21 protein-coding genes and 1 pseudogene are annotated in these 26290 nt (G+C 65.2%); 13 read left to right on the plus strand and 9 right to left on the minus strand.

The window, feature by feature from the left end; translation table 11 throughout:
* Both NH448_RS13885 and NH448_RS13890 read left to right on the plus strand, forming a co-directional pair.
* The coding region (locus tag NH448_RS13885; protein WP_253028902.1) for an iron chelate uptake ABC transporter family permease subunit at nt 1–930 on the plus strand (930 nt) is incomplete at its 5' end.
* 50 nt (nt 931–980) lie between these two features.
* Complete coding sequence (locus NH448_RS13890; protein WP_045992325.1) at nt 981–1547, plus strand: peptide-methionine (S)-S-oxide reductase; 567 nt, start codon at nt 981–983, stop codon at nt 1545–1547.
* Nucleotides 1548–1711: 164 nt separating this feature from the next.
* On the opposite strand, the gene NH448_RS13895 is transcribed toward NH448_RS13890, so the two are convergent.
* From NH448_RS13895 to NH448_RS13910, 4 genes and pseudogenes are all read right to left on the minus strand, one after another.
* On the minus strand, nt 1712–3685 hold the full coding sequence (locus NH448_RS13895; RefSeq protein ID WP_045992336.1) for a TonB-dependent siderophore receptor: 1974 nt from the start codon (nt 3683–3685) through the stop codon (nt 1712–1714).
* A 308-nt stretch (nt 3686–3993) separates the two neighbouring features.
* Nucleotides 3994–4209: pseudogene (locus tag NH448_RS13900) on the minus strand (type II toxin-antitoxin system RelE/ParE family toxin); the annotation flags it as partial.
* Between the two features lie 23 nt (nt 4210–4232).
* Nucleotides 4233–4526, minus strand: a complete 294-nt coding sequence (locus tag NH448_RS13905; protein WP_253028904.1) for an antitoxin of toxin-antitoxin stability system — start codon at nt 4524–4526, stop codon at nt 4233–4235.
* 133 nt (nt 4527–4659) lie between these two features.
* Nucleotides 4660–6363 (minus strand): multidrug ABC transporter permease/ATP-binding protein, encoded by a 1704-nt coding sequence (locus NH448_RS13910; protein ID WP_045992326.1) that lies wholly within the window; start codon nt 6361–6363, stop codon nt 4660–4662.
* Between the two features lie 384 nt (nt 6364–6747).
* On the opposite strand from NH448_RS13910, the gene NH448_RS13915 reads away from it, so the two are divergent.
* The gene (locus NH448_RS13915) at nt 6748–7350 is read left to right on the plus strand and encodes a hypothetical protein (protein WP_052704314.1); all 603 of its coding nucleotides are present in this window, start codon (nt 6748–6750) and stop codon (nt 7348–7350) included.
* 235 nt (nt 7351–7585) lie between these two features.
* On the opposite strand, the gene NH448_RS13920 is transcribed toward NH448_RS13915, so the two are convergent.
* The 5 genes from NH448_RS13920 to NH448_RS13940 all read right to left on the minus strand — a co-directional run bounded on the left by NH448_RS13920 (nt 7586) and on the right by NH448_RS13940 (nt 13687).
* Nucleotides 7586–8371 carry an ABC transporter ATP-binding protein gene (locus NH448_RS13920; protein WP_045992327.1) on the minus strand — a complete coding sequence of 262 codons (786 nt, stop codon included), beginning with the start codon at nt 8369–8371 and terminating at the stop codon, nt 7586–7588.
* A 151-nt stretch (nt 8372–8522) separates the two neighbouring features.
* Nucleotides 8523–9527 carry an iron ABC transporter permease gene (locus tag NH448_RS13925; RefSeq protein ID WP_045992338.1) on the minus strand — a complete coding sequence of 335 codons (1005 nt, stop codon included), beginning with the start codon at nt 9525–9527 and terminating at the stop codon, nt 8523–8525.
* A gap of 101 nt (nt 9528–9628) precedes the next feature.
* On the minus strand, nt 9629–10603 hold the full coding sequence (locus NH448_RS13930) for an iron ABC transporter permease (RefSeq protein WP_290442785.1): 975 nt from the start codon (nt 10601–10603) through the stop codon (nt 9629–9631).
* 29 nt (nt 10604–10632) lie between these two features.
* Entirely contained in the window at nt 10633–11616 is a 984-nt protein-coding gene (locus NH448_RS13935; RefSeq protein WP_045992328.1) for an iron-siderophore ABC transporter substrate-binding protein, read from the minus strand.
* Between the two features lie 169 nt (nt 11617–11785).
* The gene (locus NH448_RS13940) at nt 11786–13687 is read right to left on the minus strand and encodes a ligand-gated channel protein (RefSeq protein ID WP_253028910.1); all 1902 of its coding nucleotides are present in this window, start codon (nt 13685–13687) and stop codon (nt 11786–11788) included.
* 618 nt (nt 13688–14305) lie between these two features.
* Here NH448_RS13940 and NH448_RS13945 point away from each other — a divergent pair.
* The 10 genes from NH448_RS13945 (at nt 14306) to NH448_RS13990 (ending at nt 26221) form a co-directional block, all read left to right on the plus strand.
* Nucleotides 14306–15241, plus strand: a complete 936-nt coding sequence (locus NH448_RS13945) for a LysR family transcriptional regulator (RefSeq protein WP_045992011.1) — start codon at nt 14306–14308, stop codon at nt 15239–15241.
* A gap of 88 nt (nt 15242–15329) precedes the next feature.
* Nucleotides 15330–15548 carry a DUF1656 domain-containing protein gene (locus NH448_RS13950; protein ID WP_045992012.1) on the plus strand — a complete coding sequence of 73 codons (219 nt, stop codon included), beginning with the start codon at nt 15330–15332 and terminating at the stop codon, nt 15546–15548.
* The gene (locus tag NH448_RS13955; RefSeq protein WP_045992013.1) at nt 15549–16412 is read left to right on the plus strand and encodes an efflux RND transporter periplasmic adaptor subunit; all 864 of its coding nucleotides are present in this window, start codon (nt 15549–15551) and stop codon (nt 16410–16412) included.
* Nucleotides 16412–18685 (plus strand): FUSC family protein, encoded by a 2274-nt coding sequence (locus NH448_RS13960; protein ID WP_045992014.1) that lies wholly within the window; start codon nt 16412–16414, stop codon nt 18683–18685. Before NH448_RS13955 ends, NH448_RS13960 begins: the two co-directional genes overlap by 1 nt.
* A gap of 16 nt (nt 18686–18701) precedes the next feature.
* Complete coding sequence (locus NH448_RS13965; RefSeq protein ID WP_045992015.1) at nt 18702–19577, plus strand: AEC family transporter; 876 nt, start codon at nt 18702–18704, stop codon at nt 19575–19577.
* A 121-nt stretch (nt 19578–19698) separates the two neighbouring features.
* The gene (locus tag NH448_RS13970; RefSeq protein WP_052704292.1) at nt 19699–20829 is read left to right on the plus strand and encodes a PQQ-dependent sugar dehydrogenase; all 1131 of its coding nucleotides are present in this window, start codon (nt 19699–19701) and stop codon (nt 20827–20829) included.
* Between the two features lie 373 nt (nt 20830–21202).
* Nucleotides 21203–22405, plus strand: a complete 1203-nt coding sequence (locus NH448_RS13975; protein WP_045992017.1) for a glycine betaine/L-proline ABC transporter ATP-binding protein — start codon at nt 21203–21205, stop codon at nt 22403–22405.
* A gap of 5 nt (nt 22406–22410) precedes the next feature.
* Nucleotides 22411–23244 carry a proline/glycine betaine ABC transporter permease gene (locus tag NH448_RS13980; protein WP_045992040.1) on the plus strand — a complete coding sequence of 278 codons (834 nt, stop codon included), beginning with the start codon at nt 22411–22413 and terminating at the stop codon, nt 23242–23244.
* 106 nt (nt 23245–23350) lie between these two features.
* The gene (locus NH448_RS13985; protein ID WP_045992018.1) at nt 23351–24205 is read left to right on the plus strand and encodes a glycine betaine ABC transporter substrate-binding protein; all 855 of its coding nucleotides are present in this window, start codon (nt 23351–23353) and stop codon (nt 24203–24205) included.
* Nucleotides 24206–24550: 345 nt separating this feature from the next.
* A complete protein-coding gene (locus NH448_RS13990) occupies nt 24551–26221 on the plus strand; it encodes a BCCT family transporter (RefSeq protein WP_045992019.1) in 1671 nt (556 codons plus the stop codon).
* Nucleotides 26222–26290: the final 69 nt, after the last annotated feature.

Consider the following 26290-nt stretch of genomic DNA (forward strand, 5'->3'; position numbering starts at 1 on the left):
CCCGGGCGCCTGCTGCTGGTGCTCGCCGTGCTGCTGGCGCTGGCGACCCTGGTCGGCATTCTGATCGGCCAGTCCAGCAGCGGCTGGGCATTGAGCCTTCACAGCGACGTTCTCGACTGGCGCTGGCCGCGCATCTTCGCCGCCGCCGGCAGCGGCGCCCTGCTGGCCATCGCCGGCACCCTGATCCAGCGGGTCACCGCCAATCCCATGGCGAGCCCGGAACTGCTGGGCATCAGCGGTGGTGCGGCGATTGCGCTGATTCTCACCATCTTCCTGGTGCCAGCGCCGAGCAACCTGACGCTGGTGGGCGCCGGCACCGTCGGTGCGCTGGTCGTGCTCGGCGTGCTGGTGGCGCTCAATCGCGCCAGCGGCTTCCAGCCAGAACGCCTGCTGCTCAGCGGCGTGGCCATCACTGCGCTGTTCGACGCGGTGCGCTCGATCGTGCTGGCCGGCGGCGACCCACGTGGCCAGCAGGTCATCGCCTGGCTGTCAGGGTCGACCTACTACGTCGACCCGGTCTCGGCGCTGGTGGTACTGGGTATCGGGGCGCTGGCCGCCGTCGCCGCTCAGGCGCTGACTCGCTGGCTGGATATCCTGCCGCTGGGCGCTGCCACCGCCAAGGCGCTCGGGATCCACGTCGAGCGCGCCCGCCTGGGCCTGCTGGCGACGGTGGCGATACTGACCGCGGTGGCCACCCTGATCGTCGGTCCGTTGTCCTTTGTCGGCCTGCTGGCGCCTCATATGGCACGTCTGTTGGGGCTGTCCCGGGCTCGCGCGCACCTGGCCGGGGCGGCGCTGATCGGGGCGCTGCTGATGGTGCTGGCCGACTGGGTCGGCCGCCAGTTGCTGTTTCCCCAGGAGATCCCGGCAGGCCTGGTCGCCTCGCTGATCGGCGGCAGCTACTTCATGTGGGGGCTGCGAAAGTTGTAAGCTAAAGGTGTCTTCGGTGACAAAACCGCTCCGCCAACGAGGGAATCCCGATGCACGACAGCCTGCCCCTGCTCCGTCCTTCCCTCGCCCGTCTGGCCCTCGGCGGTAGCTGCTACTGGTGCCTGGAGGCGGTCTATCAGTCGCTGCGCGGGGTCGAATCGGTCCACCAGGGCTGGGTCGCCGCCGACGGCGAGCACTCGGACTTTCATGAAGCCGTAGTGGTGGACTATGACCCCTCGAGACTGCCCCTGGACGTGCTGATCGAGATCCACCTTTACACTCACCGGGCCACCGCAGACCACCAGCGCCGCGACCGCTATCGCTCGGCGGTCTATGTGCTGACCGAGTCTCAGGCAGCTTCTGCTCGAGACACCCTGGCCCAGTTGCAGGATGACTTCGACGCGCCCCTTCTCACCCGAGTACTGCCGCTGGTGGACTTTCGCGCCTCGAAGGAGGACTACCAGGACTACTTCTACAGTGACCCGTCGCGGCCCTTCTGCGAACGCTGGATCACCCCAAAACTCAAGCTGTTGCTCGAGCGCTTCGGCGACGTCGCCGACGACGAGCGCCTGGCCCAGGCCGGGGTAACGGCGGAGGGCAGCCAGGGCCAGAGCTAGAGAGAGAAAGAGATGGCTATAAAAAGACAGGAATAGCGATAGCACTCGGCCCGCCTAGGCCCGCTGTTCTTCCACCGGCAGCCTCCATGCCAAGACGCCCAACCGGGAAAACCCGGTCGGGCGTCTTTGCATCGACCTTGTCGATCGAACCCTTTCGGCCTTTTCTAGAAGCGATAGCTCAGGCTACTGATCACGCTTCGCGATTCGCCGTAGTAGCACCAGTAGTCACAGGAGGCGACGTACTTTTCATCGGTCAGGTTGGAGACGTTGACCTGGGCACGCCAGTGCTCGTCGAAGTCATAGCGGCCCATGGCATCGAAAACGGTGTAGTCGGTGACATTGATGTCACCATCCACCGACTCGCCGACGTGACGGATACCCCCGCCAAGCGCCAGACCATCGAGCCGTCCGCCCACAAAGCTGTAATCCAGCCAGGCAGACGCCTGATGGCGAGGAATCAGCGAGGCACGATCGTCGTTCTCGTCGCGGGCATCGGTATAGGTGTAGGCAGCAGTGAGCTGCAGGTTGTCGGTCAAGTAGCCAACTCCTTCGAGCTCGATCCCCTTGGACTCTCGCTCACCCTTCTGGATCGGCGTCCCGGTAGGCCCTGATACCAGGCTATTGCTTTCCTCAAGATCGAAATAGGCGGCCGACACATAGCCATCCCATCCTGGAGGCGCATACTTCATGCCGAGTTCCCACTGCTCTCCTTCCAGTGGCTCATAAAGCGAGCCGCCATCGTCGGTCCTGGCCAGCGGTTGGAAAGACTCGGTGTAGCTGAGGTAGGGGTTGAGACCGATATCGCTCAGGTACATCACCCCGCCCGACCAGGTCACTTCGCTGTCATCGGCACGCTGCACCGCTCCGCCGCGAACCTCGTTGTCGGTCTCGGCGTCGTCGTAGCGCACCGCCCCCAGCAACACCCAGCGATCATCGATACGCAGCTGGTCCTGCACGTAGATGCCCAGCTGGTCCTTGTCGATTACACGATCGATGGCCTGGTCACTGGTGGGTGCCGTGAAATTGCCATATTCAGGCGAAAACAGGTCGATGGAGTCGCCGAAGGGAAAAACGTCGGTCTCTTCTCCCTCGAGGCTCAGATCCTGGTAATCCACCCCCATCAGCAGGGTGTTTTCGGTACGCTCGGTGAACCAGGTCCCCACCATGCGGTTATCCACGGTAAAGCTGTCGATGTCACCGTCACGTTGCAGGTGACCACGCGCGCCAGTGGTCGGAGAGTCCGCGAAGAACATATAGGTGCTGCGCAGGTCGAGGTCGAGCTCGCTGTAGCGCAGGTCCTGCTCGAAACGCCAGGTGTCACTGAAGCGGTGGCGGAACTCGTAACCCAGCGACATCTGGGTATGTTCATCCTTGTCGTAGCCCGGCTCACCATAGTTGGTGTCCCGGTCGATGGTACCGAACGGCGTATCATGCACGGTGCCGTAGGGCGTCTTGAAGGGGTTGGTCGGAACACCGTCATCCTTCTGGAAGCTGGTCAGCAGCGTCAACTGGGTGTCGTCCGACAGGTCCCATTCCAGGCTCGGAGCAATGTAGTAGCGATCGTTGTAAGTATCGTCCAGATCACCATCACGCTCCTTGTAGAGCCCGACAAAGCGATAGCGCACATCGCCGCTTTCGGTCACCGGACCAGAGCTGTCGAAGGCAATCTGACGGTGATCACGATTGCCCACCTGTACCTGGATCTCGCCCTGGGGTTCCGCTGTGGGGCGCTTGCTGACGGCGTTGATCAGGCCGCCAGGGGGCGCCTCACCGTAGAGGATGGATGCCGGCCCCTTGAACACCTCGATGCGCTCGAGCCCAAAAGGCTCCGGTAGCCATTGGTAAAACCCTTCGCGGTAGATGCGCAGACCATCCTGATAGGTCGCCTGATCAAAACCACGCACCTTGAACCAGTCGGTGTTGTTGTCGGAGCCATAGTGACCCGACAGAACACCGGCGCGGTAGCGAAAGGCCTCATCGATCTGCTGGACGTTGCGCTCGTCGAGCTCCTCTCTGTCGACGCTGGATACCGAGCGGGGCGTCTCGAGCAGCGGTGTATCCACCTTCAGGGCCGTCGCGGTGACGACCATGTCGTCCTGCGCGACATAGGACGCAGACTCCTCCTGGGCAAACGCCATCCCCGCCCCGGCAAGTGGCGCCAGCCCCAGCGCAAGGCGCACGGCGATGGCTAGCGGGCGGCGGGAGACAGGGCTGCCGCGCAGGAAGTCGGTGAACCGTGGACTGGCGGATGGACGGGGACTGTCGGGTTGCATGCGGTAGGCCTCGGAGCGCATCGAAGACGACAACGAACGACGTTGAACGTTCGTGAAACATGCTCGATATGCTAATTGTTTTCATTTTTACACGCAATCAAGACCAGCTTTCATTTACAGGAATTCCACCAAAGGCCGATGTCGATCAAGGACTGCGAAACCACCTCGCGCCATCAGCGGCACCAGAGCGTCCCGTCAACCGCAGGCAGGCGAAGGCCCGAGCCAGCCGTGCTCGGGGGCGAGGGTGCCAGGCAGGGGTTGTGGACGAATCGCTGAATGGGAAAGGAGGCAAGGGCAGCGGCTGCATCGCTGATGAACTGATCCATTCGAAGGGCGGCCACCGGATTGTCCTCGGCGATATAATCGACGGCGTGACGCCGATCGGCCTCGGCTTCAGGCGTTCAGACGACCCTCACTCACTGGACTCGTCGGCCTGCTGCAGCAGGTGTTTTCGACGCAAGACAGCGTCGGCCTCGACCTCCTCGTTCGAACGACCACGCCCTGCCCGCCTGGAAGCCCGCGCCGCTTCCACCTTGCTGCGCAGGAAGTCGTCATGCTCACGCACTTGACGTTGGCGCTCGATGAAGTCGCACATCAGGTCTCGCGCCACCTGGGACGCCGGCCGGTGCACCGCCGCCGCCTCGGCCATGAAGGCTTCGTGCAGTTCAGCCTCAAGCTTCATGGTAAACACGGCTTGCTTGGTCATCGCTGTGTCCCCTTCATTGCCACTTCGTACTGACCAAGTCTATACAAGGTCAACACCCGCGACACCGTGAGGCTCCGGATGTGCCGAGCACCGCCCGCAAGGTCGAGGAGCGCAGGCATTTTTCGGACAAGCCCTACAGCGGATCGAGCCGGGCCACGGCGTCACGACTGGCAGCCTCGCGGCTGGACCCGGTGAGTTCGACAAGCTGCCCCGAGCGCATCTCGAACAAGCGGTCGGCGTGCTGGAAGTAGTGATCGTCGTGGCTGATGGCGAACACCGTCTTGCCCATGTCCTTGAGTCGCGGCAGCAGCTCACGATAGAACACCCGTCGGAACTGCGGGTCCTGGTCGGCGGCCCATTCGTCGAGCAGCAGGATATCTCTCTCCTCGGCCACCGCCATCAACAGCGCCAGCCGCTTGCGCTGCCCCTGGGACAGCTCCGGGTTGGTGACCCGCTGGCCGTCGAAGTGAAGCTTCTCGCGCATCGCCAGGTACTCGAGCCAGTCCTCGACCAGCGCGGGGTCGGCCTTGTCACCGCCGGGGCCTATCAGGGTGTCGAACTGGTGGAAGTCGGTGTAGACCGCGGAAAAGCGCTGGCGATAGGCGCCCATCTCAGCGGCCCCCACCTCCTGGTCGTCGATCAAGAGACGCCCCTGGTGGGGCCGGTAGAGACCGGTCAGCAGCTTCGCCAGGGTCGACTTGCCGCTGCCGTTGCCGCCGATCAGAAATACCAGTTCACCACGCCGCAGGGTCAGGTCCAGCGGCCCCACGGCGAAACCCGGGCCTTTCGACGCTCGTCCTGCCCCGTCGTCTTCGTCGGACGCTTTAGCGGGCTCGGGGTAGCGAAAGGCCACGCCTTCAAGGTGCAGTCGCTGCCAACGCTCGCCCTCTGCCTCCTGCACGCCGAAGTCGCCCTTGGCCTCGGCCAGATCGAGTCCACGCAGCTTGTCGAAGGCCACCTGGGCGCTTAGCAGCGTCGGCAGTGCGCCCACCGCCGAGATCAGCGGGGTACGCAGGAACAACAAGGTCAACGAGAAGGTCGCCGCCACCTCGGTGGTGGCCCAGCCAAGCCCATTGGCCAGATAGAACACCACCCCGATGGCGCCGAGCATCATGATATTGGAGACATTGACCGCGCTCAGGTGATAGGTGTCGGCGCGGATGACATGGTGACGATAGCGGCGGGCATCATGGTCGTAGGTGTCCTCGAACAGGGCTCGCGCCCGGGCACGATTGAGCGCCAGTTCCTTGCGTCCATCGATGACCGCCTGATAGTCGCGATAGAGCGAATCTTCGGTCGCACGAACCTGGGCCAGATGGCGGTAGACCCGCCCTACCAGCCAGGCCCCTCCTGCCATGGTCAGCGTGACCCACAGCGCGGTGACCAACAGCAGCCCGGGGGACAGCCAGCCGAGATACAACGCCGAGCCCAGCGTCAGCACGATGCCCTGAACCAGCTCGGGCAGACGTACGAAAGCGATGGTGATATTGCGGATATCGCTGGACAGACTGGCCAGTAATTCGGCGCTGCCCAGGCGTTCGAGGCGCTCGATATCGGTATCGAGGATCTGCTTGACCAGGCGGCCTCTCAGGCCATAGACAAAATGATGCCCCAGGGTGGTCAAGGCCAGCTGAGAGGCCAGAGTCACGGCCAGCAATGCCACGATCACCCCGAGAAACTGCGGCAGCACGCCGAGCGCATCTCCGGACACCTCGATCAAGCGGCGGTTGATAAAGGCGATGGCGCCGATACCCAGTCCGGCACTGGCAAGGCTCAGCAGCATGACGCCGATAAAGGGCCAGCGATAATGACGAAAGACGACGCTCAACAATTCCACGAAACAGGACCTCGAGGGGCGGGCCGGACGGCGCTTTCGCACCGCTTAAACGGTGTCGATCGTCGCCCTGGCCATGATAATGCGGACAAGGGGCCGGTATTGTCCCAGAGGCAACACACCATGGAAAGCCGCATGCGCACCTGACTTTTCAAACAGGGATCATTCCTGAAATAGCGCCAGGTCGGCTCTTTCGTGCACGTTTGAAACAAGCTCTATGGCGGCGTCATCGATAGGCAACAGAGCCTTGCATGTTTCTTTCACAAGACTGGCTTGAAATCTTGTACATAACCTCCACAATGATTCGTGCAACATCGCAAGTCGCAGCACAGGAACCCGCTGCGACCGATGACATCGCTGGAACCATCCGCGAGAAGGAGAAATGGAATGATCCGCAAGAATCTGCTGACTACCGCTATCGCAAGCACCGTCTTCGCCGGCACCATGGCCGTGGGCACCAACGCCTTCGCCGAGCAGAACACCGCTCAGAATAATGGCGCCGGTAACCAGCAGCAGGCTCAGGGCCTCTACTCCGCCGATGAGCTGATGGACGCCGACGTTTTCGCCAAGGGTTCGAGCGAGGATGAAGTGGGCGAAGTCGAGGACATCCTTCTCGACAATGACATGAAGGTCCGCGCCATCGTCGTCGAAGCGGGCGACCTGCTTGACCTCGGCGGCAGCGAGTATGTGGTCGAAACCGGCAACTTCACCGTGCAGACTGCCAACGGCGACAGCCTCGACAACATCGAGTACAGCGTTCATCTGGACATGACTCAGGACGAGGTGTCCCAGCTGCCCGAATACACCGATACCTGGTGGAACCAGACCAAGTCCAGCGTTCAGCAGGCCTGGATGGACACCAAGGAAGGCGCCCAGAGCGCCTGGCAGACCACCAAGTCTGCTACCGCCAACGCCCTGACCAGCGCCGGCAACGCCATCGAAGGTGCGGGCGACAATGCCCAGGACGCCGCTCAGGACGCTACCAACTAAGAGCGATCCGAAGCTGACGGGCAGCACCCGTCAGTCAGCGAACACACCCGGCCTTCGCGCCGGGTGTGTTGCGTCTGGCTCCCCGAATTCGCTTCCCTAAAGGCCTGCATACCCGTTCGGCCCCGCCAACCATGACCCGCCGCCGACTATGCCTCGCGCCGACTAAGCCTCGCGCCAACCAGGCCCTGCCGACCAAGACCTGGCGACTAGGCCTCGCGCCAACTAGGCGCTCCGACTAAGCTCTCCGACTAAGCCCAGCCAGCAATGGCTTGCCGGTCAGCGGGTCTTCCACCAGCGAGCAGTCCACGTCATAGAGTTGCCTGACCAGTGCCGGCGTCACCACCTTTTCCGGCTCGCCCTCTGCCACCAGGCGCCCATCGCGCATGGCGACCAGGTGATCGGCGTAGCGGCAGGCGCTGGAAAGATCGTGGACCACCATGATCACCGTACGTCCCCGCTCCACCAGCCGATGCAGCAGTTCGAAGACCTCCAGCTGGTGGCCCAGATCCAGCGCCGAGGTGGGCTCGTCGAGCAGAATGATCGGCGTCTGCTGGGCGATGGTCATGGCGATCCAGGCGCGCTGGCGCTGACCGCCGGACAGGGTATCGAGGGCGCGTTCGGCCAGGTCCTCAAGCCCCGCCGCGGCGATGGCGCGCGCCACCACCGCCTGGTCCTCCTCGCTCCACTGGCGATACCAGGCCTGGTGGGGCTGGCGCCCGAAGCGAATCAGGTCGCTGACGCTCAGCCCCTCCGGGGCCGACGCTTCCTGGGGCAACAGGGCGATGCAGCGGGCCAGCTTGCGCGCCGCAAACCGCTTGAGGTCCTGGCCTTCGAGCCAGACGCGCCCGCCACTTGGTGCATGCAGGCGGGACAGCCCGGCCAGCAGCGTCGACTTGCCGCAGCCGTTGGGGCCGACGATGGCGGTGAGCTTGCCCCGCGGGATCGTCAGGTCGAGACCATCGATGACCTTGTGACGGCCGTGGCAGAGCACCAGATCCTCGACCACATAGGGATGCGGCACTGCGGTGTCCCGCTGCTGGCCCGAATCCGGGTGCGAAGCCACCTCAGCCCGAGGAATCCCATCGGATCGTGAAGACAACGTCAGTGACATCAAGGTCCCCTTGCACAAGCGCCCCCGGCCGCCATTGGCCCGGGAGCGGGTCAATATGAATTCAGCGGCGAATCAGTATCCACAGAAGCCAGGGGCCACCGACCACGGCGGTGACGATGCCCACCGGCAGCTCCAGCGGCGCCAGCATCAATCGTCCCGCCAGGTCGGCCAGCACCATCACCGCCGCCCCGGCCAGGGCCGCAGCGGTCAGCGGGACCTGACGGTTGCCGCACAGATGGCGCGCGATTTCCGGACCCAAAAGCCCCACCATGCCGACCGGCCCCGCCACCGATACCGCCAGCGCCGTCAACGCCACCGATACCACCAGTACCTGCAGCCTGCGACGCTTGAGCGGCGTCCCCAGGCCGAGTGCCACGGCATCGCTGAAACGCATCAGGCTAAGCGAGCGCGACAGCCACAGCGCCACCGGGGTGAGCAGCGCAAGACCGATGGCGAGAACGACGACGGCTCCGGCCGGCCGTGAGTTCAGGGTACCCACGGTCCAGGGGTAGGCGGCGTTGGCCGCATCGATGGCGGCACGCGACAGTATCAGCTGGGTCACCGCGGCGAAGATCGCCCCGACGCCGATGCCGGCGACGATAAAGCGATAGCCCTTGGCACCGCCCCCGGCGGCCAGACCGAAGGTCAGGGCCGCTGCGGTGGCAGCCCCGGTCAACGCCATGGCAGAAGGCGCCAGGCTCAAGCCCATCCCCACCACCGAGGCCACCGCAAAGGCGGTGGCGCCGTTGTCGATGCCGATGATGCCGGGCGTGGCCAGACGGTTGCGCGCCAGCGTCTGCATCAGGCAGCCCGACAGCCCGAAGGCGGCGCCGCTGGCAAGCGCCGCCAATAGCCGTGGCAGGCGGAGCTGTTCCACCACGAAGGTATCGAGCATCGCGCCCTGCCCATTGATGACCGCCCAGATTTTACCCGGCGACAGCGGCTTCTCGCCGAGGCACAGATAGGCCAGACTCGCCCCGACCAGCAAGACAGCGAGCAACAGGGCGCCGAAAAGCTGGCGTCGATCGACCAGCAGGCTGAACCGCCCACTGCGCAGCAGCCACATGCCGTCGGGGGTGGCGCTGGCATCGCGGCGGCCGTGACAGTCGCGATATACATCCGGCGAGCGGGTGGCGGCGGCAGACAAGGAACGATCATCCAGCATGGTCACAGGCTCGGCAGGCGGCGGGCGCGGACGACGCTGATCAGCACCGGCGCCCCGCATAGCGCGGTCAGCACCCCCAGCGGCATCTCCGAGGGCGCCACCAGGCGGCGCGAGATCACGTCGGCGGTCAGCACCAGTAGAGGCCCTAGCGGCAGGCACAGCCACAGGGTGCGACGCAGCTCCGGGCCGGCGATGGCACGGGCGATAAAGGGCACCACCAGGCCGACGAAGGCGATCGGCCCGGCGATGGCGGTGGCCCCGCCCACCAGCAGGGCGACGATCAGGATGGCCAATAGCCGCAGTCGCCCCGGATGGTGACCGAGACCGGCGCTGGCGCGCTCGCCCAGCGCCAGGCTGGCCAGCGGCCGCACCACCATCACCATCACCAGCACCAGCGCCGCCAGCGCCATGCTTGGCAGTACCGCCAGCAGGTCGTCGAGCCGCCGTCCCGACAGGCTACCCACCACCCAGAAACGAATCTCGTCGGCGGCGCGCCGGTCGGTGATCAGGATCAACGAGGTCATCGCGCCAAGCAGCCCCGAAAAGCCTGCCCCCGCCAGCACCAGGCGCACCGGATCGGCGCCGAGCCCACGGATGCGGCTGACCCCGAGCACGCACAGACAGCCGAGCAAGGCCCCCAGCTGGGCCACGCCGATGCGCAGCTCCAGCAGGCTGCCACCCAGCAGCAACATCAGCGCGACGGCAAAGGCGGCGCCGGCGCTGACGCCGAGCAGGCCCGGCTCGGCCAGGGGATTGCGGGTGATCGACTGCAGCAGGGTACCGGAGACACCCAGCGCCACCCCGACCACCAGGCCGACCAGGGTCCGCGGCAGCCTCAGGTCCCACACCACGAAGCGTGCCTCCTCGTTGCCCAGGCCCAGCAGCGCCTGAAACGACGGCACCGGACCGATCTCCCCGGCACCCACGACAAGGCTCGCCATGATGGCGAGCCCAAGCAGAACGACAAGGCCGAACAGGATTCCTGCGGGTACGCTGCGCTCTGCACTCACGGTGTCACGACGCCCTCCAGGGCCTGCTCGATGTCATCGAGCACCGCCTGGGCAGCGATGGGACCGCTGGCACTGGTCCACAACTGGCCGTCCACCGCCACCACACGGTCGTTGCCGACCACCGCCAGACGCTTGAAGGCGTCGCTCTGCATCGCCTGATCCAGCGCCTCGGCCCCGTTGGCGTCCAGGGTCGCGACGAACAGCCAGTCACCGTCGACCCGGGACAGCGCCTCCAGGCTCAGCGGGTCGCTGTGGGGCCGTCCCTGCGGCACCAGCTGATCGTCCTGGACGTCGAGGCCGGCGGCGGCGAGCAGGCCGGTGGTGAAAAGCTCGGTGGACATCACCAGCGGCCCCTGGGGCATCCAGCGAATCAGGAAGGCGTTGTCCTGGGACGTCTGTGCCTCGAAGGTAGCGGCGAGCTCGGCGGCGCGCGCTTCGACCGTCTCGATGGCGCGATCGATCTCGCCTTCGTGGCCCAGCGCCCTGCCGAACAGCCGCGCCTCGTCCTTCCAGGCCTCGGGGTCGAAGCCCTCGGTCGCCGGTACCACGGTGGGGGCAAGCTGCGACAGCAGCGCGTAGGTATCCTCGGACAGTCGCGAGGAAGCCAGGATCAGGTCCGGCTCGAGACCGACCACCGCTTCCACATTGACCTCGCCGGCGGTGCCCACGATCTGGATGTCGGGCACCTCATCCTTCAGGTAGTCGGCCACGTCCTCGGCGGCGCGGGTCGCCACCGCGCCAAGCGGCGTCACCCCGGCGGTCAGGGAGGTGTCCAGTGCCCCTTCGTAGAGCGTGACAACCCGCTCGGGCTGGCCCTGGATCTCGACCTCACCGAAGGCGGTGTCGAGGACGCGAGGTTCCTCCTGGGCGCTGGCCACCCCCAGGGTGACCAGGCTGAGTCCGAGTGCCAGGCCGATCCCCGGACCTACTTTCTGGCCCAGCGCGACGGCGCCTCGGGCCAGGGGTGACATTCCACGCATGCTCATCTTCCTTGTCGGTTCCCCCGCAATGGGGCGGGGCATCACTATTGACGCTTATAGTAATCAATCTCGTTTGAGAATACCTGCCCTTCTCGTCCAGGCTCGCGCAACGATGCGTTCGATCATGGCGGACAGGCATTCTCATTTCTTGCCTTGGTCCCTCAGAGGGTCAGAAATCGACGTTCAGCCCCAGCCACAGCCGGCGGCCATCCTCGACGTAGCCATACTCGTCGTAGTCGATGTCTTCATCGAACAGGTTGTAGATGCCGACGTTGACGCGGGCGGCGTCGGTCAACTGATAGCCAAGGCCGGTGTCGACGAAGGTGTAGTCCGGCGCGACGATTTCACTCTGGGGCGGGCCGGTGGTGGGCTGACTCTCGTCGCCACGGTAGGTGACCCGGGTCCACTGGGACAGGCGATCGTTGATCTCCCAGTCGAGACTGGCCGAGAACTCGTGCTCCGGCAGCTGAGTCAGAGGCTCGCCCTCGTACTCGCCACTCTTCTGCTCGGAGTCGGTGTAGGTGTAGCTCGCCGACAGCTCGAGCGAGTCGCCAAGCGGCGTCGACAGCGACAGCTCCACCCCCTGGGTGACCGCTTCGTCGACGTTGACCCGATAGGTGGGGTTGCTGCCGAACTGGTTGGGGCCGTCGGTACAGACGTCGGCCGGGCACTCGATCCGCGTGATCTTGTCGTCGAAGTCGTTGTGGAACAGCGTGGCGCTGGCCGACAACCCGCCAGCCCCGTTATAGAGAAGGCCCAGCTCCTTGTTGAGCGAGGTCTCCGGCTCGAGATCCGGGTTGCCGTAAACGTCACCGCCGCGGCTGACCTGGCCCCAGTCCGGGGTGATTTCCCTGAGGTCCGGCGAGCGATAGCCGGTGGACACGCCACCCTTGAGGGTCCAGTCCTGGGTCATGTGCCACACACTGTAAAGCCGTGGGCTGATCTCGGAGCCGTAGTTCTCGTCATGATCCATGCGCACGCCACCGGTCAGCGACCAGTCGTCGAGCAGCATCCATTCGTCCTCGGCGAACAGCGCCCATTGGCTGTTGCGGACATTGGTGAGATCCGAGATCTGGTTCGAGGTACGATCGTCCAGCTCCTCTTCCTCGAAGCTTGCGCCGACGGTGACGATATGGGCACCGAGCGGCACCACCAGGCTCGACTTGGCGTTGGTGTTGGTGATCTCCATCTCGCGGCTCTCGTTCTCGGACACCTCGCGCTGGACATAGGTCTCGCTGGTGCCGAAGGAGAAACGCCCGGTATGGGTCAGGGCGACGTACTCCTGGGTGTAGTCGTCGAAGCTGTCCTCACAGCCGCCACGACAACCGTCCGGATCGACGCTGTTGCCCACCAGCGCCTCGCGCTGCTGCTCGGTACGACTGGCCTCCAGCGCCAGGTCGTGGTTGACGCTGGGTGTCAGCGACAACCTCGCGGTCAGGCTCTGGACCTGCTTGTCCTCGTAGCCATAGAGGATATTGTCTTCATCGCGCTGGGTCGCACGGCCGTAGAGGGTCAGCCCGGCCAGCCCCTCGACCAGCGGACCAGAGGTATAGAAGTTGGCCTGGCGACTGTCGCCGGACGCGCTGTCTTCCTGCAGCATGGTGTCGAGCTGCAGGTTGCCGTGCCACTCATCGGCCACCTTGCGGGTGATGACGTTGATCACCCCACCGATGGCATCGGAGCCGTACAGGGTGGCCATGGGACCACGCACCACCTCGATGCGCTCGATGGCCTGCAGCGGCGGCAGCCAGTCCTGCTCGAAGCCGGCGCTGCCGTTGGGGCGGGTCTCACGAGTACTGACGCGGCGCCCGTCGATCAGCAGCAGGGTGTACTCCGCGGGCATGCCGCGCATGCTGATGTCGTAACCGTTGTCGCCACCACCGCCGCCGGTCACGATCACCCCGGGCACGTCACGCAGGGCGTCGGTGACGTCCTGGTAGTAGCGCTTCTCCAGATCCTCCCGGGTCACCACGCTGATCGAGGCCGGCGCATCGGCCACGCTCTGATCGAAGCCTGAGGCGGTGACCACCACGTCATCAAGCGCCATGTCTTCGGCGCCGAGCGCCGGCACTGCGCCACACAGGGCGATCCCCGACAGCCCCGCCGCCAGGCGGCGAATGTGAAGCGATAGAGGGTGAAGCGACAGGGAACGAGGTGACAGGCTGCGAGATGACAGAGGTTGAGCTGACAAGCGCTGAGGCAACATCTTCTTCATGACTCCGAAAAGGGGTGGCAAGCCACCCGGTGGCACGCGCAATGGCTGGCGTTTCAGGACCGCCGCCCTGGGTCGAGACGACCTGCGCACAACAATGAATGTGAATATTTATCATTTAGATTCTTCCATCAAAGTTGCACAATTGCTCGTGAACGTGACGTTGCAACTCTCGCAACCCCCTCCCGAAGCTGGCTTGCCTGTCTTGCCTGTCTTGCCTGTCTTGCCTGTCTTGCCTGTCTTGCCTGTCTTGCCTGTCTTGCCTGTCTTGCCTGTCTTGCCTGTCTTGCCTGCCTGATTCGCCCGCCCCTACTCGCCTTGCCCGCCTGCCCTCCCGGCTTGCGTCGCTCCACGCGCAAGAAGTGCACGGCTGGCATGCGGTAGAGGCCGTCAGCACAAGGGAGAATGATTTTCATCCGCACGATCCCGTGGCATACTGGCGGTTCGTGTTGCCCCTCTTCCCGCTTGCGTGATGCCATGCCAGATCTCGACGAACTGCTTGCCTTCAACCGCGTCATGGAGACCGGAAGCCTGACCCAGAGCGCCATCCAGCTGGGTCTGGCGAAGTCGACCTTGAGCCGGCGAATCAGCCAGCTCGAGTCGCGGCTGGGCCAACCGCTGCTCAAGCGTCAGGCCAACCAGCTCCTGCCCACCGAGGCCGGACAGCGCTACTACGTGATCAGTCGGGAAATCCTGGAACTGGCCGAACAGGGTCAGCGCACCCTGGACAGCCTGCGCGAGGACGTCAGCGGCGAGCTTCATGTCGAAGCCCATCGCACCCTGACGCGAAGCTGGCTGGGCGGCGTGATGGAGACCTTTCTGGAACGTCATCCGGCGATACGCCTGACGCTGAGTACCGGCGAAACGGCGCCAAGGGATCCCGACTTCCAGGGCATCTGCGTATGGCTTGGCGAGACCGACGAGGGCAACCTGCGCCAGGAGCGCCTCGGCGCGCTGGAGCGCGGCATCTACGCTCATCCGGACTATCTGGCGAAGCACGGTACCCCGGAGGCACCCGACGCCCTTGGCCATCACGCCTGGATCGACCTGATGGGCGACAGTCAGGGCGGCATCACCCTTTCCCACCGTCACGGCGGCACGGTGCACTTCCAGCCACCGGCGTCACGCTTTCGCGTCGACCAGTCGATGCTGCATATCGACGCCATCGCCCGGGGACGCGGGCTCGGCATCCTGCCGGTGTGGACCACCGAAGCCCGCGAACGCCATCACCCCGGCGAACTGGTGCGCTGCCTGGAAGACTGGTCGCTGGCACCGCTGCCGGTGACCCTGCTTTACGGTTTTGGCCATCAGCCGCGCAAGGTCAGCGCCCTGCTCGACCATCTGCGCGACGCCGTGCCGGACGCCTGGCGAGCCCTGGAGACCACCGCCCTGCCCCGCCGTCAGGTGGGGTGAGCCCCTCCCGCCTTGCTTGCATGTTTGCTACGCTTGGTCTCGGTTACACGATTCACAACCGCACGGTTGAATCCCGGGGAGGCCCAGCATGGCGCTCAAGGAAGTCGCGCTTGGCGGTGTCTATTTCAGCCCACTGCTGGTCTACGCCCTGATCGGACTGCTGCTCGCCGCAGTACTGCGCTTCGCCCTGCACCGCCTATGCGGCACCTCTCGGCTGTGGTACGAGGCGTGGCTGGACACCTCTCTTTTCGTTCTGTGCACCGCCGGGGTCGCCTGGTGGGGTGCGCTTGCCAGCGGAGGCGCCTGAATGCGCAAGACCCTGCGCGTGCTGATCACCCTGGCGGTGGTCGCCGCCGCCGTGGCTGCCGGACTGTGGCTATGGCGCTACTATCTGTACAGCCCCTGGACCCGTGACGCCCGAGTCGGCGCCGACATCATCACCGTGGCACCCGACGTCTCGGGCCGGGTGATCGCCCTTGCGGTCGACGACAACGACCACGTGGAAAAAGGCCAGGTGCTGTTTCGTATCGACGATGCTCGCTACCAGGCCGCCCTGGCCAAGGCCTCTGCCATCGTCGCCCAGCGTGAGGCCGAGCTTGCACTGAAGGAACACGAGGCGTCGCGGCGAGAGCAACTCAGCCGCCAGGCGATCAGCGCCGAGAATCGCGAAAGCGCCAATCGTGACCGCGATGTCGCCGCCGCCGCCCTCGACCAGGCCCGCAGTGACCTGACCAGCGCCCGCCTGGACCTGGAGCGCACCGAGGTCACCGCCCCGGCCTCGGGACACCTGATCAACCTCAAGCTCACTCAGGGCAACTACGTCAATCGGGGCACCTCGGTCATGGCGCTGGTGGTGGAAGATTCCTACTACGTCACCGCCTACTTCGAGGAGACCAAGCGCCCTGCCCTGGCCGTGGGCGATCCAGCCAAGGTCATTCTGATGAGCGGCAACCTCGAGCTGGATGGCCACGTCGACAGCATCGGACGAGCCATCGCCAATGACAACGCCACCCCCAACGACCAGCTGCTGCCCCAGGTCGAGCCCACCTTCAGCTGGGTGCGCCTGGCCCAGCGCATCCCGGTACGCATCGCCCTCGACGAGGTGCCGACGAACCTCGACCTGAGCGCCGGCATGACCGCCACGGTGCGGGTCCGGCCCGAGCCTCGCTAATGCCTTTTTCGGTATGGTGGCAGGCCTACCTGACGCCGCCGGCCAGTGCGGTCAAGTTCGCCATCAAGGCCACCCTGGCCATGGGTCTGGCGCTGTACATTGCTCTCTGGTGCGACCTCGATCGTCCCTACTGGGCGCTGATTTCCGCCGCCTTTCTGCAGATTCGCCCGATGAGCGGCATGGTGCTGGAGAAAGGCATCAGCCAGATCACCGGCACCGTCGTCGGCTGCCTCGCCGGCATCGCCATCATGTCGCTGTTCGTGCAGTCGCCGACACCTGCACTGATCTGTCTGACCGCCTGGATCATCCTGTGCGCCTACGCCGCCTCGGTGACCCGCAACAACGCCTCCTTCGGCTGCATCATGGCGGCCGTCACCGCCATGCTGATCGTGGTCATCACCGCCAGCGCCCCCACGGGTCTGTTCGCGGTGGCCGTGGCGCGCCTGTCGGAGCTGGCGCTAGGGGCCATCTGCGCCACCCTGGTCAGCGCCTTGCTGTGGCCAATTCAGGTCCGTGATCATCTCGCCGACCTGGCCGATCAGGTGGTCAATCAGGCCTTCCTGCACGGCGCCCTGCGCCTGGACAACAGCGCCGATATCGCTGCCCTGCAAGCCACCCTTACCGCCAGTCTGCAACCCCTGACCCAGCTGGAAACCGATAGCCAGGCGGCACGCTACGAAGGCCCGGAAGGCATCGGCCGGCTACGCGCCAGCCATGTGCTGACGGTGCGCACCGCCCGCCTGCTGGCGATCCTCCACGCGCTGCAGCAACTGCTGCGCTCCCACGGCGGCGAGCTGCCAACGCCCACCAAACGCCTGATCGAGGACATGGCCAGTGACCTGCGCCACAGCGCCGAGGGCAGCGGTGTGGCTCAGGCCCGCCAGCGGCTGCAGGCGCTCAGGCATCGCGCCCTTCAGTGCATGGCCGCAGACTCGGACGAGGGCATAGCCCCGGCCCCAGACCAGGCCCCAGACCAGGCCCCAGACCAGTCCCCAGACCTGGCCTCGGACCAGACCCCAGGCCAAACCACAGCCCGGTGCGGGCGCAGTCCCAGTGGGCCCATCACCAGCGACCCCGCTACGACACGCACTACCGAGTCACCAGAGGCGCTGCTGCAACGGCGCATCCATCTCGGCCTGCGCGAGGCCCTCGGCCACGCCCTGGTCATCCTCGATGCGCGGGAGGCGATCCACACCCCCGGCAAACGCCGCCTCAAGGCGCCGGCGCTGGCCTTTCACCGGGATCATCTGGAAGCCGCCCTCAACGGACTGCGAGCCGGACTGGTGTTCGCCCTGCTGGCCATCGTCTGGCGCTACACCGCCTGGGACAATGGTCAGATCGCGATGCTGGTCGGCACCCTGTTCTCGGCCTTCTTCGCGACCCGCGACAATCCGGCAGCGGTCGCCACCACCTTCCTCAAGGGGATGCTGGCGGCGGTGCCCAGCGCCTTGCTGTTCGGCCATGTACTGCTGGCCCAGGCCAACGACTTCGTCACCCTCGCGCTGGTGTTCATGCCACCCTTGTTCCTGGGTCTGCTGGGCGCCGCCAACCCCCGCTTGATGGGCTATTGCCTGGCCTTCACCATCGGCAACATCCTGCTGACCATGCCCGGCAACGGCATGGACTTTTCCATCGATGGCTTTCTCGGCCGCGCTATCGCCCTGCTGCTCGGGCTCTCCACCGTGGTGATGGCCTTTCGCCTGGCGCCAGGACTCCCCACCACCATTCGCAAGCACCGGCTGGTCAGCGCCACGGTGAACGACCTCCACGGGCTTCACCGGCGTAGCTTCCATGAAGCCGAGTCACGCTTCGGTGGTACCATGGCGGACCGCCTACTCAGGCTCGCCCAGCACGACGACAGTCTCCCGGAAGAACGCCGCTATCTATTTTCGCTGGGCCTGGTGGGGCTGGACCTTGGCTACGCCAGCCTCAATCTGCGGCGGCGCCTGGGCGGGCGCAGTGACGCGCTCGACCTCGCCCTTGACGACCTTGCCGCCGCCCTCGCCGACGACTACGGCGCCAGCGCCAGAGGCCACGCACCAGATAGAGCTCGTGAATACGGCAACCGGCTGCTGCAGACGCTTGAACAGCAGACGAATGACAGCGCCGAGTACCGGCTGATGGCGGGTCTGATAGAGCGCTTGACGATGTCGCTGGAGCACCAGGCCGCTCGCTCTCGACAGGCCCGGCAAGCCGCGCCTGCTGTCGGCGTCACTGGCCGGCAGCGTACTCCAGACCGACAGGGTGCCAAGGCCCCGGGTGTCGACCGATAAGGAGATAGATCCTCGCATGTTTGCCCAACTCTTCGCCGTGATGGCGCCGGTGATCACCGGCGCCGGTCTCGGATTCTTCTGGATCCGCCGCGGTTTCGACTATCCAGTGGCCTTCGTCACCAAACTGGTGTTCAACATCGGTACGCCTGCGTTGGTGATCGCCTCGCTGGCGGGCGCCGAGATCGACGCCTCGAGCTTCGGTCGCACCATGCTGGCAGCCGCCCTGGTGCTGTGCGCCATGGCCGCGCTGGCCTTCGTGCTGGCGCTGGTGCTGCGCAAGGACTGGCGGGTACTGCTGGCTCCCACCATGTACCCCAACACCGGCAACATGGGGCTACCGGTGATCCTCTACGCCTTCGGCGAGGCAGGTTTCGCCTTCGGCATCACGGTGATGGTGACGGTGTCGCTGTTCCAGTTCACCCTGGGCACCATGCTGGCCAGTCGCGGCAATCCGCTGAAGTCGCTGGTCAAGACGCCCACGGTCTACGCCATCCTGATCTCCATCGCGCTGTTGTTCACCGACACCGAACTGCCGCTGTGGCTGCAGAACAGCGTCGATCTGATTTCAGGCTTCACCGTGCCGCTGATGCTGATCACCCTGGGGGTGTCGCTGGCCAGCATCCAGGTCAGAAGCCTGCGCTCGGGCGTCTGGTTCAGCCTCTTGCGCATCCCCCTGGCGGCGGGCGTGGCCTGGGGCATAGGCATCTGGCTTGACCTGCCCCCCATGGCACTGGCGATCCTGGTGCTGCAGATGAGCATGCCGGTGGCGGTGTTCAACTATCTGTTTGCCCAGAAGTCCCAGCGCGAGCCCGCCTATGTGGCGAGCCTGGTGTTCTGTTCCACACTGCTATCCTTGATCTATCTACCGGTGCTGCTGGCGCTGCTGCTGTAACGCTTGTTGACCTTGGCAGGAAAAGCGTCTCCGTCGACCTGGCACGCCATCGCCGCTCGGCGTGCCCGGGACTGGGAAGCGGTCCGCCACCGGAAACCCATACTTGCCGTGCGGAGTCTCCATGTTGCGAAGCCTCACCCTCGCCCTGCTGACATTGTCATTGCCTGCAGGCGCCCAGGCGGCGTCGTTGCCCGAGCAGGTGCCGGGGCTTCATCACCCGGTCGCGCTCGAGCTGATCACCGATGAGCTGGACACCCCCTGGTCGCTGGCCTTTCTGCCCGATGGGCGCATGCTGGTCGCCGAGCAGCCCGGGACCCTGGCGCTGGTGGATGACGGTGATGTCCAGAGACTCGACGGCCTGCCCCAGGTCTCACACCGCGGCCAGGGTGGGCTCTTTGACCTGGCGCTGCATCCGCAATTCGGCGATGGCACACACGACTGGCTCTACTTCAGCTGGGCGCAGCCCGGCAAGGACGGCGACTCGGACGACGCCACGGCGGTATCACGGGTCAGGTTCGAGGACGACGCCCTGGGCGCGATAACGCCAATTTTTGTGCAGAATCGCTTTTCCACGCCAGGCCGCCATTACGGTGGCCGCCTGCTGTTCGACGACCAGGGCCTGCTGTGGCTGACCATCGGCGATCGCGGCGTCAGCAAGAGCCGCGCCCAGGACCCGGCAGACCACGCCGGCAGCCTGCTCAGGCTGACCGCAGACGGCGATCCCGCGCCGGACAATCCGGGCTTCGACGATGACGCGGCCCCCGAGGTCTACTCGATCGGCCACCGCAACCCTCAGGGCCTTGCCCAGGCTGCCGACGGCACCCTGTGGTCGACCGAGCATGGCCCGCGCACCGGCGACGAACTCAATCGTATTCTGCCCGGCGAGAACTACGGCTGGCCCGAGGTGACCCGCGGACGCGACTACGCCACCAACCTGCCGCTGGGCGTCGACAGTGCCCCGGGCATGCGCGATCCGGCGCATGTGTTCGAAGGACGCTTTGCGCCGTCCGGGCTCGCCGTGGTCAGCGGTGAAGAATTTCCCGCCTGGCAGGGCGATCTGCTGGCGGGCGGGCTTCGCGGCGAGCGACTGCTGCGCCTGCGCCTCGAGGGCGACAGCATCATCGAGCGCGAGGTGGTGCTGGATGGCGAGGTCGGCCGCATCCGCGACGTGCGACTCGGCCCCGACGGCGCCATCTACCTGCTGACCGACAGCGATCCCGGTCGTCTGATCCGGCTGACGCGGGTACGCTGAGCGGCGCCGATACTGACCGCGACAGGAAGCGCGACAGGGAAATAGCTCCCCTTGCCCATGCCGTTCCGGCATGGGCTTCTCCCCCACTTCTACCCAATACCGCACCCATCGGGGCTTTCTCGATTCAGTCAACGTGCGCCCATGCTGAATTTGAATGATCTTTCAAAGACCTTTAGGGTATTGCACCTTTCTGCGCCTCAACGGTGAAAGCTGGCATGCTGTTCAGCCGTGGGGATGCGGCAAGGAGTGCCGCCCCTGACGCAGCCGCGCCAGCGCTGGACGATGAACGCCGACGCCAGGATGCACGTGACGTCGACCTTCATCGTTCGACCGGCTGGACGTGTTTACGCAACCCAACAAGGCACCCCTACCCATGAGCGAGAACCGATCCGTCAAGATCAAGGTTCGCGGGCTGAGCAAGGTCTTCGGCGACCAGCCGAAGAAGGCACTCAAGCTACGCGATGAAGGGCTCAAGCGTCCTGAAATCCTGGACAAGACCGGCCAGACCCTGGGCCTGTCGAACATCGACTTCGATGTCCATGAAGGCGAACTGCTGGTGATCATGGGCCTCTCAGGCTCGGGCAAGTCGACCCTGATCCGCTGCCTCAACCGGCTGATCGAGCCCACCGAAGGCGAGATCATCATCGACGGCGAGGACATTCCGCAGCTCTCCGACAAGGCACTGCTGGAGTGCCGCCGCCGTCACTTCTCGATGGTCTTCCAGAACTTTGCCCTGTTCCCCCACCGTACCGTGCAGCAGAACGCGGAATTCGGGCTGGAGATTCGCGGCATCGACGCCGACACCCGCGCCAAGACCGCCCGTGACGCCCTGACCCAGGTCGGGCTTAACGGATGGGAAGACGCCTACCCCAATCAGCTGTCCGGCGGCATGCAGCAGCGTGTCGGCCTGGCCCGGGCGCTGGCCAATGACTCCACCGTGCTGCTGATGGACGAGGCCTTCTCGGCGCTCGACCCGCTGATCCGCAAGGATATGCAGCAGGAGTTGCTGGAACTCCAGCACCGCATGAAGAAGACCACGGTGTTCATCACCCACGACCTGGACGAAGCGCTGAACATCGGTGACCGCATCGTCCTGCTCAAGGACGGTGAGGTGGTGCAGATCGGCACGCCGGAGGAGATCCTGACCAAGCCGGCCGACGACTACGTCGAGCGCTTCATCGAGGGCGTCGACATGTCCCGGGTGCTGACCGCCGAGAGCGCCATGCGCCCGGTGCGCGCGACCGCCCGCGAGGACGACGGCCCGCGTACCGCACTGCGCAAGATGAAAGAAAACGCCATGGACTCGATCTATGTCACCAGCCGCGATCGCAAGCTCAAGGGACTGGTCGAAGCCGACGCCGCCAACAGCGCCATCCAGAGCGGACAGGATCGACTGGATAGCGTGATGACCCAGGACTTCCGCACCGTGGGGCCCGACGAGCCGCTGCACAATCTGTTCGCGCTGTTCAACGAAAAGAGCTTCCCCATCGCCGTCATCGACGACGAGCGACGCCTGCTGGGCGTGGTGGTCAAGGGCGCGGTACTGGATGAACTGGCACAGGCAGGAGACCACTAATGGCGATCGAGATTCCTCGCATTCCCCTCGGTGACTGGATCGAAACCGGCCTGAGCTGGCTGACCACCGAATACTCTGCCGTCACCCGCGGCATCTCGCGGATTACCCAGACCGGTATCGACGGTCTCAATGACGCCCTGATGTGGCTGCCCGACTGGGCCCTGCTGCTGATCATCGCCGGCCTGTGCTGGAAGATGGCAAGCCCCAGGCTCGCCATCGGCGCGGTCTTGGGCCTTGGCCTGATCTGGAACCTCGATCTGTGGGACCCGATGATCGAGACCCTGACCCTGGTCGTCATCGCCACCCTGGTGGCGGTGGTCATCGCCTTGCCGGTGGGTATCGCCGCGGCGCTGTCCGATCGACTCTACCGCCTGATCATGCCGGTGCTGGACTTCATGCAGACCATGCCGGCCTTCGTCTACCTGATCCCGGCGATCCCGTTCTTCGGTATCGGCTCGGTGTCGGCGATCTTTGCCACCGTGATCTTCTCCATGCCGCCGGCCATTCGCTTCACCACCCTGGGCATCCGTCAGGTACCGGTGGAGCTGATCGAGGCCGCCGACGCCTACGGCGCCACCCGCGGCCAGAAGCTAGTCAAGGTGCAGCTGCCGCTGTCGCTGCCCACGGTAATGGCCGGCATCAACCAGACCATCATGCTGGCCCTGTCGATGGTGGTGATCGCCGCCATGATCGGCGCCGATGGCCTGGGCAGCGAGGTCTGGCGAGCCATCCAGCGACTGCGTCCGGGCGATGGCTTCGAGGCCGGCATCGCGGTGGTCATCCTGGCGATGCTGCTGGATCGCCTGACCCAGTCTCTGCGCAAGGAGCGCAAGCAGTAAACGCTCGACGCGGGCTCCCTCGGCCGGGGGAGCCTGCGGGGCGGCATTTGCAAGACACTGTCGCCTGCTTCACGCTAATACCTCTTATCGCAAGGAGAGTCGCACCATGTCACCCAAGGCAACTCGTTCTCTCGGTCTGGCCCTGGCCATCAGCGCCGCCGCCACCAGTGTTCACGCCCAGGACAAGGGTTCCGTGCACCTGGCCTACGTCGAGTGGTCGTCCACCGTGGCGTCGACCAACGTGGTTCGTGCTGTGCTCGAACAGGCCGGCTACGAGGTCGAGACCTCCGCACTGTCTGCCGCGGCCATGTGGCAGTCCGTCGCCAGCGGCGACGCCGACGCTCTGCTCGCCGGCTGGCTGCCGACCACCCACGAGGACTACTACGCGCGCCTCCAGGACCAGCTGGTCGATGCCGGCGTCAACCTCGACGGCACCAAGCTGGGCCTTGCGGTTCCGGCAGATTCCGAGGTCAACTCGATTGATGAGCTCAATGAACACGCCGACCAGTTCAATGGCGAGATCATCGGTATCGATCCCGGCGCCGGCCTGATGCGTCTGACCGAGGAAGTGGTCGACGCCTACGAGCTCGACCTGGACCTGCGCACCGGCAGCGGCGCTACCATGACCGCCGCACTGGGCAGCGCCATCGACCGTGGCGAGCCGATCGTGGTCACCACCTGGACCCCGCACTGGATGTTCGCCCGCTGGGACCTCAAGTACCTCGAGGACCCCCAGGGCGTCTACGGTGGTGCCGAACAGATCCACACCATCGTCCGTCAGGGCCTCGAAGAGGACATGCCGGAGGCCTACGCCATCCTCGAGAACTTCGAGTGGACCACGGAAATGATGGGTGAAGTCATGCTGATGAATCAGGAAGACGACACCGATCCCTACGAAAACGCCCAGAAGTGGGTCGAGGACAACCAGGACGTGGTCAAGGAGTGGCTCGGCGAGGCCTGAGTCCGATAGATGCCACGCCACCGTCATGATGCTGTGGCAATGGTCAGGGGTGCCCCGGGGCGCCCCTGCTGTCGTTGCGGCCAGCACCTGCGTCGCCCACGCGGTGCAAGCGGTCGCCGGCAGAACCTTGGGTCTCGGACGATCGTGGCAAGCTGACCCAGGCGTGCCCGGGCGGCCTTCGAACAGATGCCGTTGACGGCACAACTGGCAAGCTGGCTCAGGCAGGCCACACTTCAGGCAGGCTGGACCGTACGGTGTCGATGACAGGCAAGCCAGCCGCGACCCCGCTCCGAGTCGATGGCGTGACGCCACAGTTACCATTTTTCAACGCAAGGGAGATCGCACGTGGAAAAAGACCCCAACCACAAGCCTTCATCTGCCGATACCGGTAGTGAAGGAGTACCGGCCCCGGAGGGGCCAGCCAACCTGATCGATACGGACTACGTTATCGGTCAGGACAATATCGTCACCAAGTCCTTCGGCGTGGACGTGGACCTGCACGGCAAGGTGTTCACCGTCTCATCGCTGCTGATCCTGGTCTTCGTGATCCTGACCCTGGCCTTTCAGGGCGGCGCCGAGCCGTTCTTCAATGGCATCCGTGGCTGGCTGACCAGCAACCTGTCCTGGGTCTTTCTGCTCGGCGGCAACGTATTCGTGCTGCTGGCACTGGGACTGATCTTCACCCCGCTTGGCAAGGTCCGCATCGGTGGTGCCGAGGCCACGCCCGACTACAGCTACATGGGCTGGTTCGCCATGCTGTTCGCCGCCGGCATGGGCATCGGTCTGATGTTCTATGGCGTGTCCGAGCCGATGACCCATTTCTCCACCGCGCTCGGGGGCACTTCGGTCGGCGAAAACGGCATACGTACCGACTGGGCTCCGCTGGGCGCCGCCGCCGGTGACGAACAGGCCGCGGTCGATCTCGGCATGGCGGCAACCATCTTCCACTGGGGTCTGCACCCCTGGGCGGCCTACGCCATCGTCGGCCTGTCACTGGCCATCTTCGCCTTCAACAAGGGTCTGCCGCTGACCATGCGCTCGGTGTTCTACCCGATCCTGGGCGAGCGCGTATGGGGCTGGCCGGGCCACCTGATCGACATCCTGGCGGTATTTGCCACCCTGTTCGGTCTGGCCACCTCGCTGGGGCTCGGTGCCTCCCAGGCCGCCGCGGGCCTGAACGAGCTGTTCGGTACGCCGAATACCGACACCACCATGGTGCTGCTGATCGCCGGCATCACCGCCGTTGCGCTGTGTTCCATCATGCTTGGCGTCGACAAGGGTGTGCAGCGCCTGTCCCAGGTGAACATGGTGCTGGCCTTCCTGCTGCTGGCGTTCGTGATCCTGGTGGGCCCGACTCTGGCCATCGCCACCGGCTTCTTCACCAACCTGGGTCACTACCTGGCCGAGCTGCCGGCGCTGTCCAACCCCTTCGGTCGCGAGGACGCCAACTTCGTTCAGGGCTGGACCGCCTTCTACTGGGCCTGGTGGATCTCCTGGTCTCCGTTCGTCGGCATGTTCATCGCTCGGGTCAGCCGTGGCCGCACCGTGCGTGAGTTCCTCACCGCCGTGCTGCTGGTCCCGACCCTGGTATCGGTGCTGTGGATGACCTCCTTCGGCGGTACCGCCATCGAGCAGTACATCACCGATGGCTTCCAGGGCGTCCAGGACGCCGCCCTCGAGCTCAAGCTGTTCGCCATGCTCGGCGAGCTGCCGCTGGCCTCGATCACTTCCTTCATCGGCATCGTGCTGGTCATCGTGTTCTTCGTGACCTCCTCGGACTCCGGTTCGCTGGTCATCGACTCGATCACCGCCGGCGGCAAGGTCGACGCACCCAAGCCGCAGCGCGTGTTCTGGGCCATCATCGAGGGCGCCATCGCCATCGCCCTGCTGCTGGGCGGCGGTCTTACCGCCCTGCAGGCGGCGGCGGTCTCGACCGGGCTGCCGTTCACCCTGGTGCTGCTGGTGGCCTGCTACGCCATCATCAAGGGCCTGATGAGCGAGCCCAAGGCGGTCTAGACCTGCCTTACGCAGACAGCAAGTGCACGAAAAAAGCGGCAGCCCTCGGGCTGCCGCTTTTCTTTTGGA

Origin of the sequence: Halomonas sp. OfavH-34-E, from assembly GCF_024124525.1 — a bacterium.
In the GTDB taxonomy this organism is placed as follows: Bacteria; Pseudomonadota; Gammaproteobacteria; order Pseudomonadales; family Halomonadaceae; genus Halomonas; species Halomonas litopenaei.

Coding starts and splice junctions, on each gene's coding strand:
- NH448_RS13890 (WP_045992325.1), top strand. CDS start 981: ATGCACGACAGCCTGCCCCTGCTCCGTCCTTCCCTCGCCCGTCTGGCC.
- NH448_RS13895 (WP_045992336.1), bottom strand. CDS start 3,685: ATGGCGTTTGCCCAGGAGGAGTCTGCGTCCTATGTCGCGCAGGACGAC.
- NH448_RS13905 (WP_253028904.1), bottom strand. CDS start 4,526: ATGACCAAGCAAGCCGTGTTTACCATGAAGCTTGAGGCTGAACTGCAC.
- NH448_RS13915 (WP_052704314.1), top strand. CDS start 6,748: ATGATCCGCAAGAATCTGCTGACTACCGCTATCGCAAGCACCGTCTTC.
- NH448_RS13925 (WP_045992338.1), bottom strand. CDS start 9,527: ATGTGGCTGCTGCGCAGTGGGCGGTTCAGCCTGCTGGTCGATCGACGC.
- NH448_RS13935 (WP_045992328.1), bottom strand. CDS start 11,616: ATGCGTGGAATGTCACCCCTGGCCCGAGGCGCCGTCGCGCTGGGCCAG.
- NH448_RS13945 (WP_045992011.1), top strand. CDS start 14,306: ATGCCAGATCTCGACGAACTGCTTGCCTTCAACCGCGTCATGGAGACC.
- NH448_RS13950 (WP_045992012.1), top strand. CDS start 15,330: ATGGCGCTCAAGGAAGTCGCGCTTGGCGGTGTCTATTTCAGCCCACTG.
- NH448_RS13955 (WP_045992013.1), top strand. CDS start 15,549: ATGCGCAAGACCCTGCGCGTGCTGATCACCCTGGCGGTGGTCGCCGCC.
- NH448_RS13960 (WP_045992014.1), top strand. CDS start 16,412: ATGCCTTTTTCGGTATGGTGGCAGGCCTACCTGACGCCGCCGGCCAGT.
- NH448_RS13965 (WP_045992015.1), top strand. CDS start 18,702: ATGTTTGCCCAACTCTTCGCCGTGATGGCGCCGGTGATCACCGGCGCC.
- NH448_RS13970 (WP_052704292.1), top strand. CDS start 19,699: ATGTTGCGAAGCCTCACCCTCGCCCTGCTGACATTGTCATTGCCTGCA.
- NH448_RS13975 (WP_045992017.1), top strand. CDS start 21,203: ATGAGCGAGAACCGATCCGTCAAGATCAAGGTTCGCGGGCTGAGCAAG.
- NH448_RS13985 (WP_045992018.1), top strand. CDS start 23,351: ATGTCACCCAAGGCAACTCGTTCTCTCGGTCTGGCCCTGGCCATCAGC.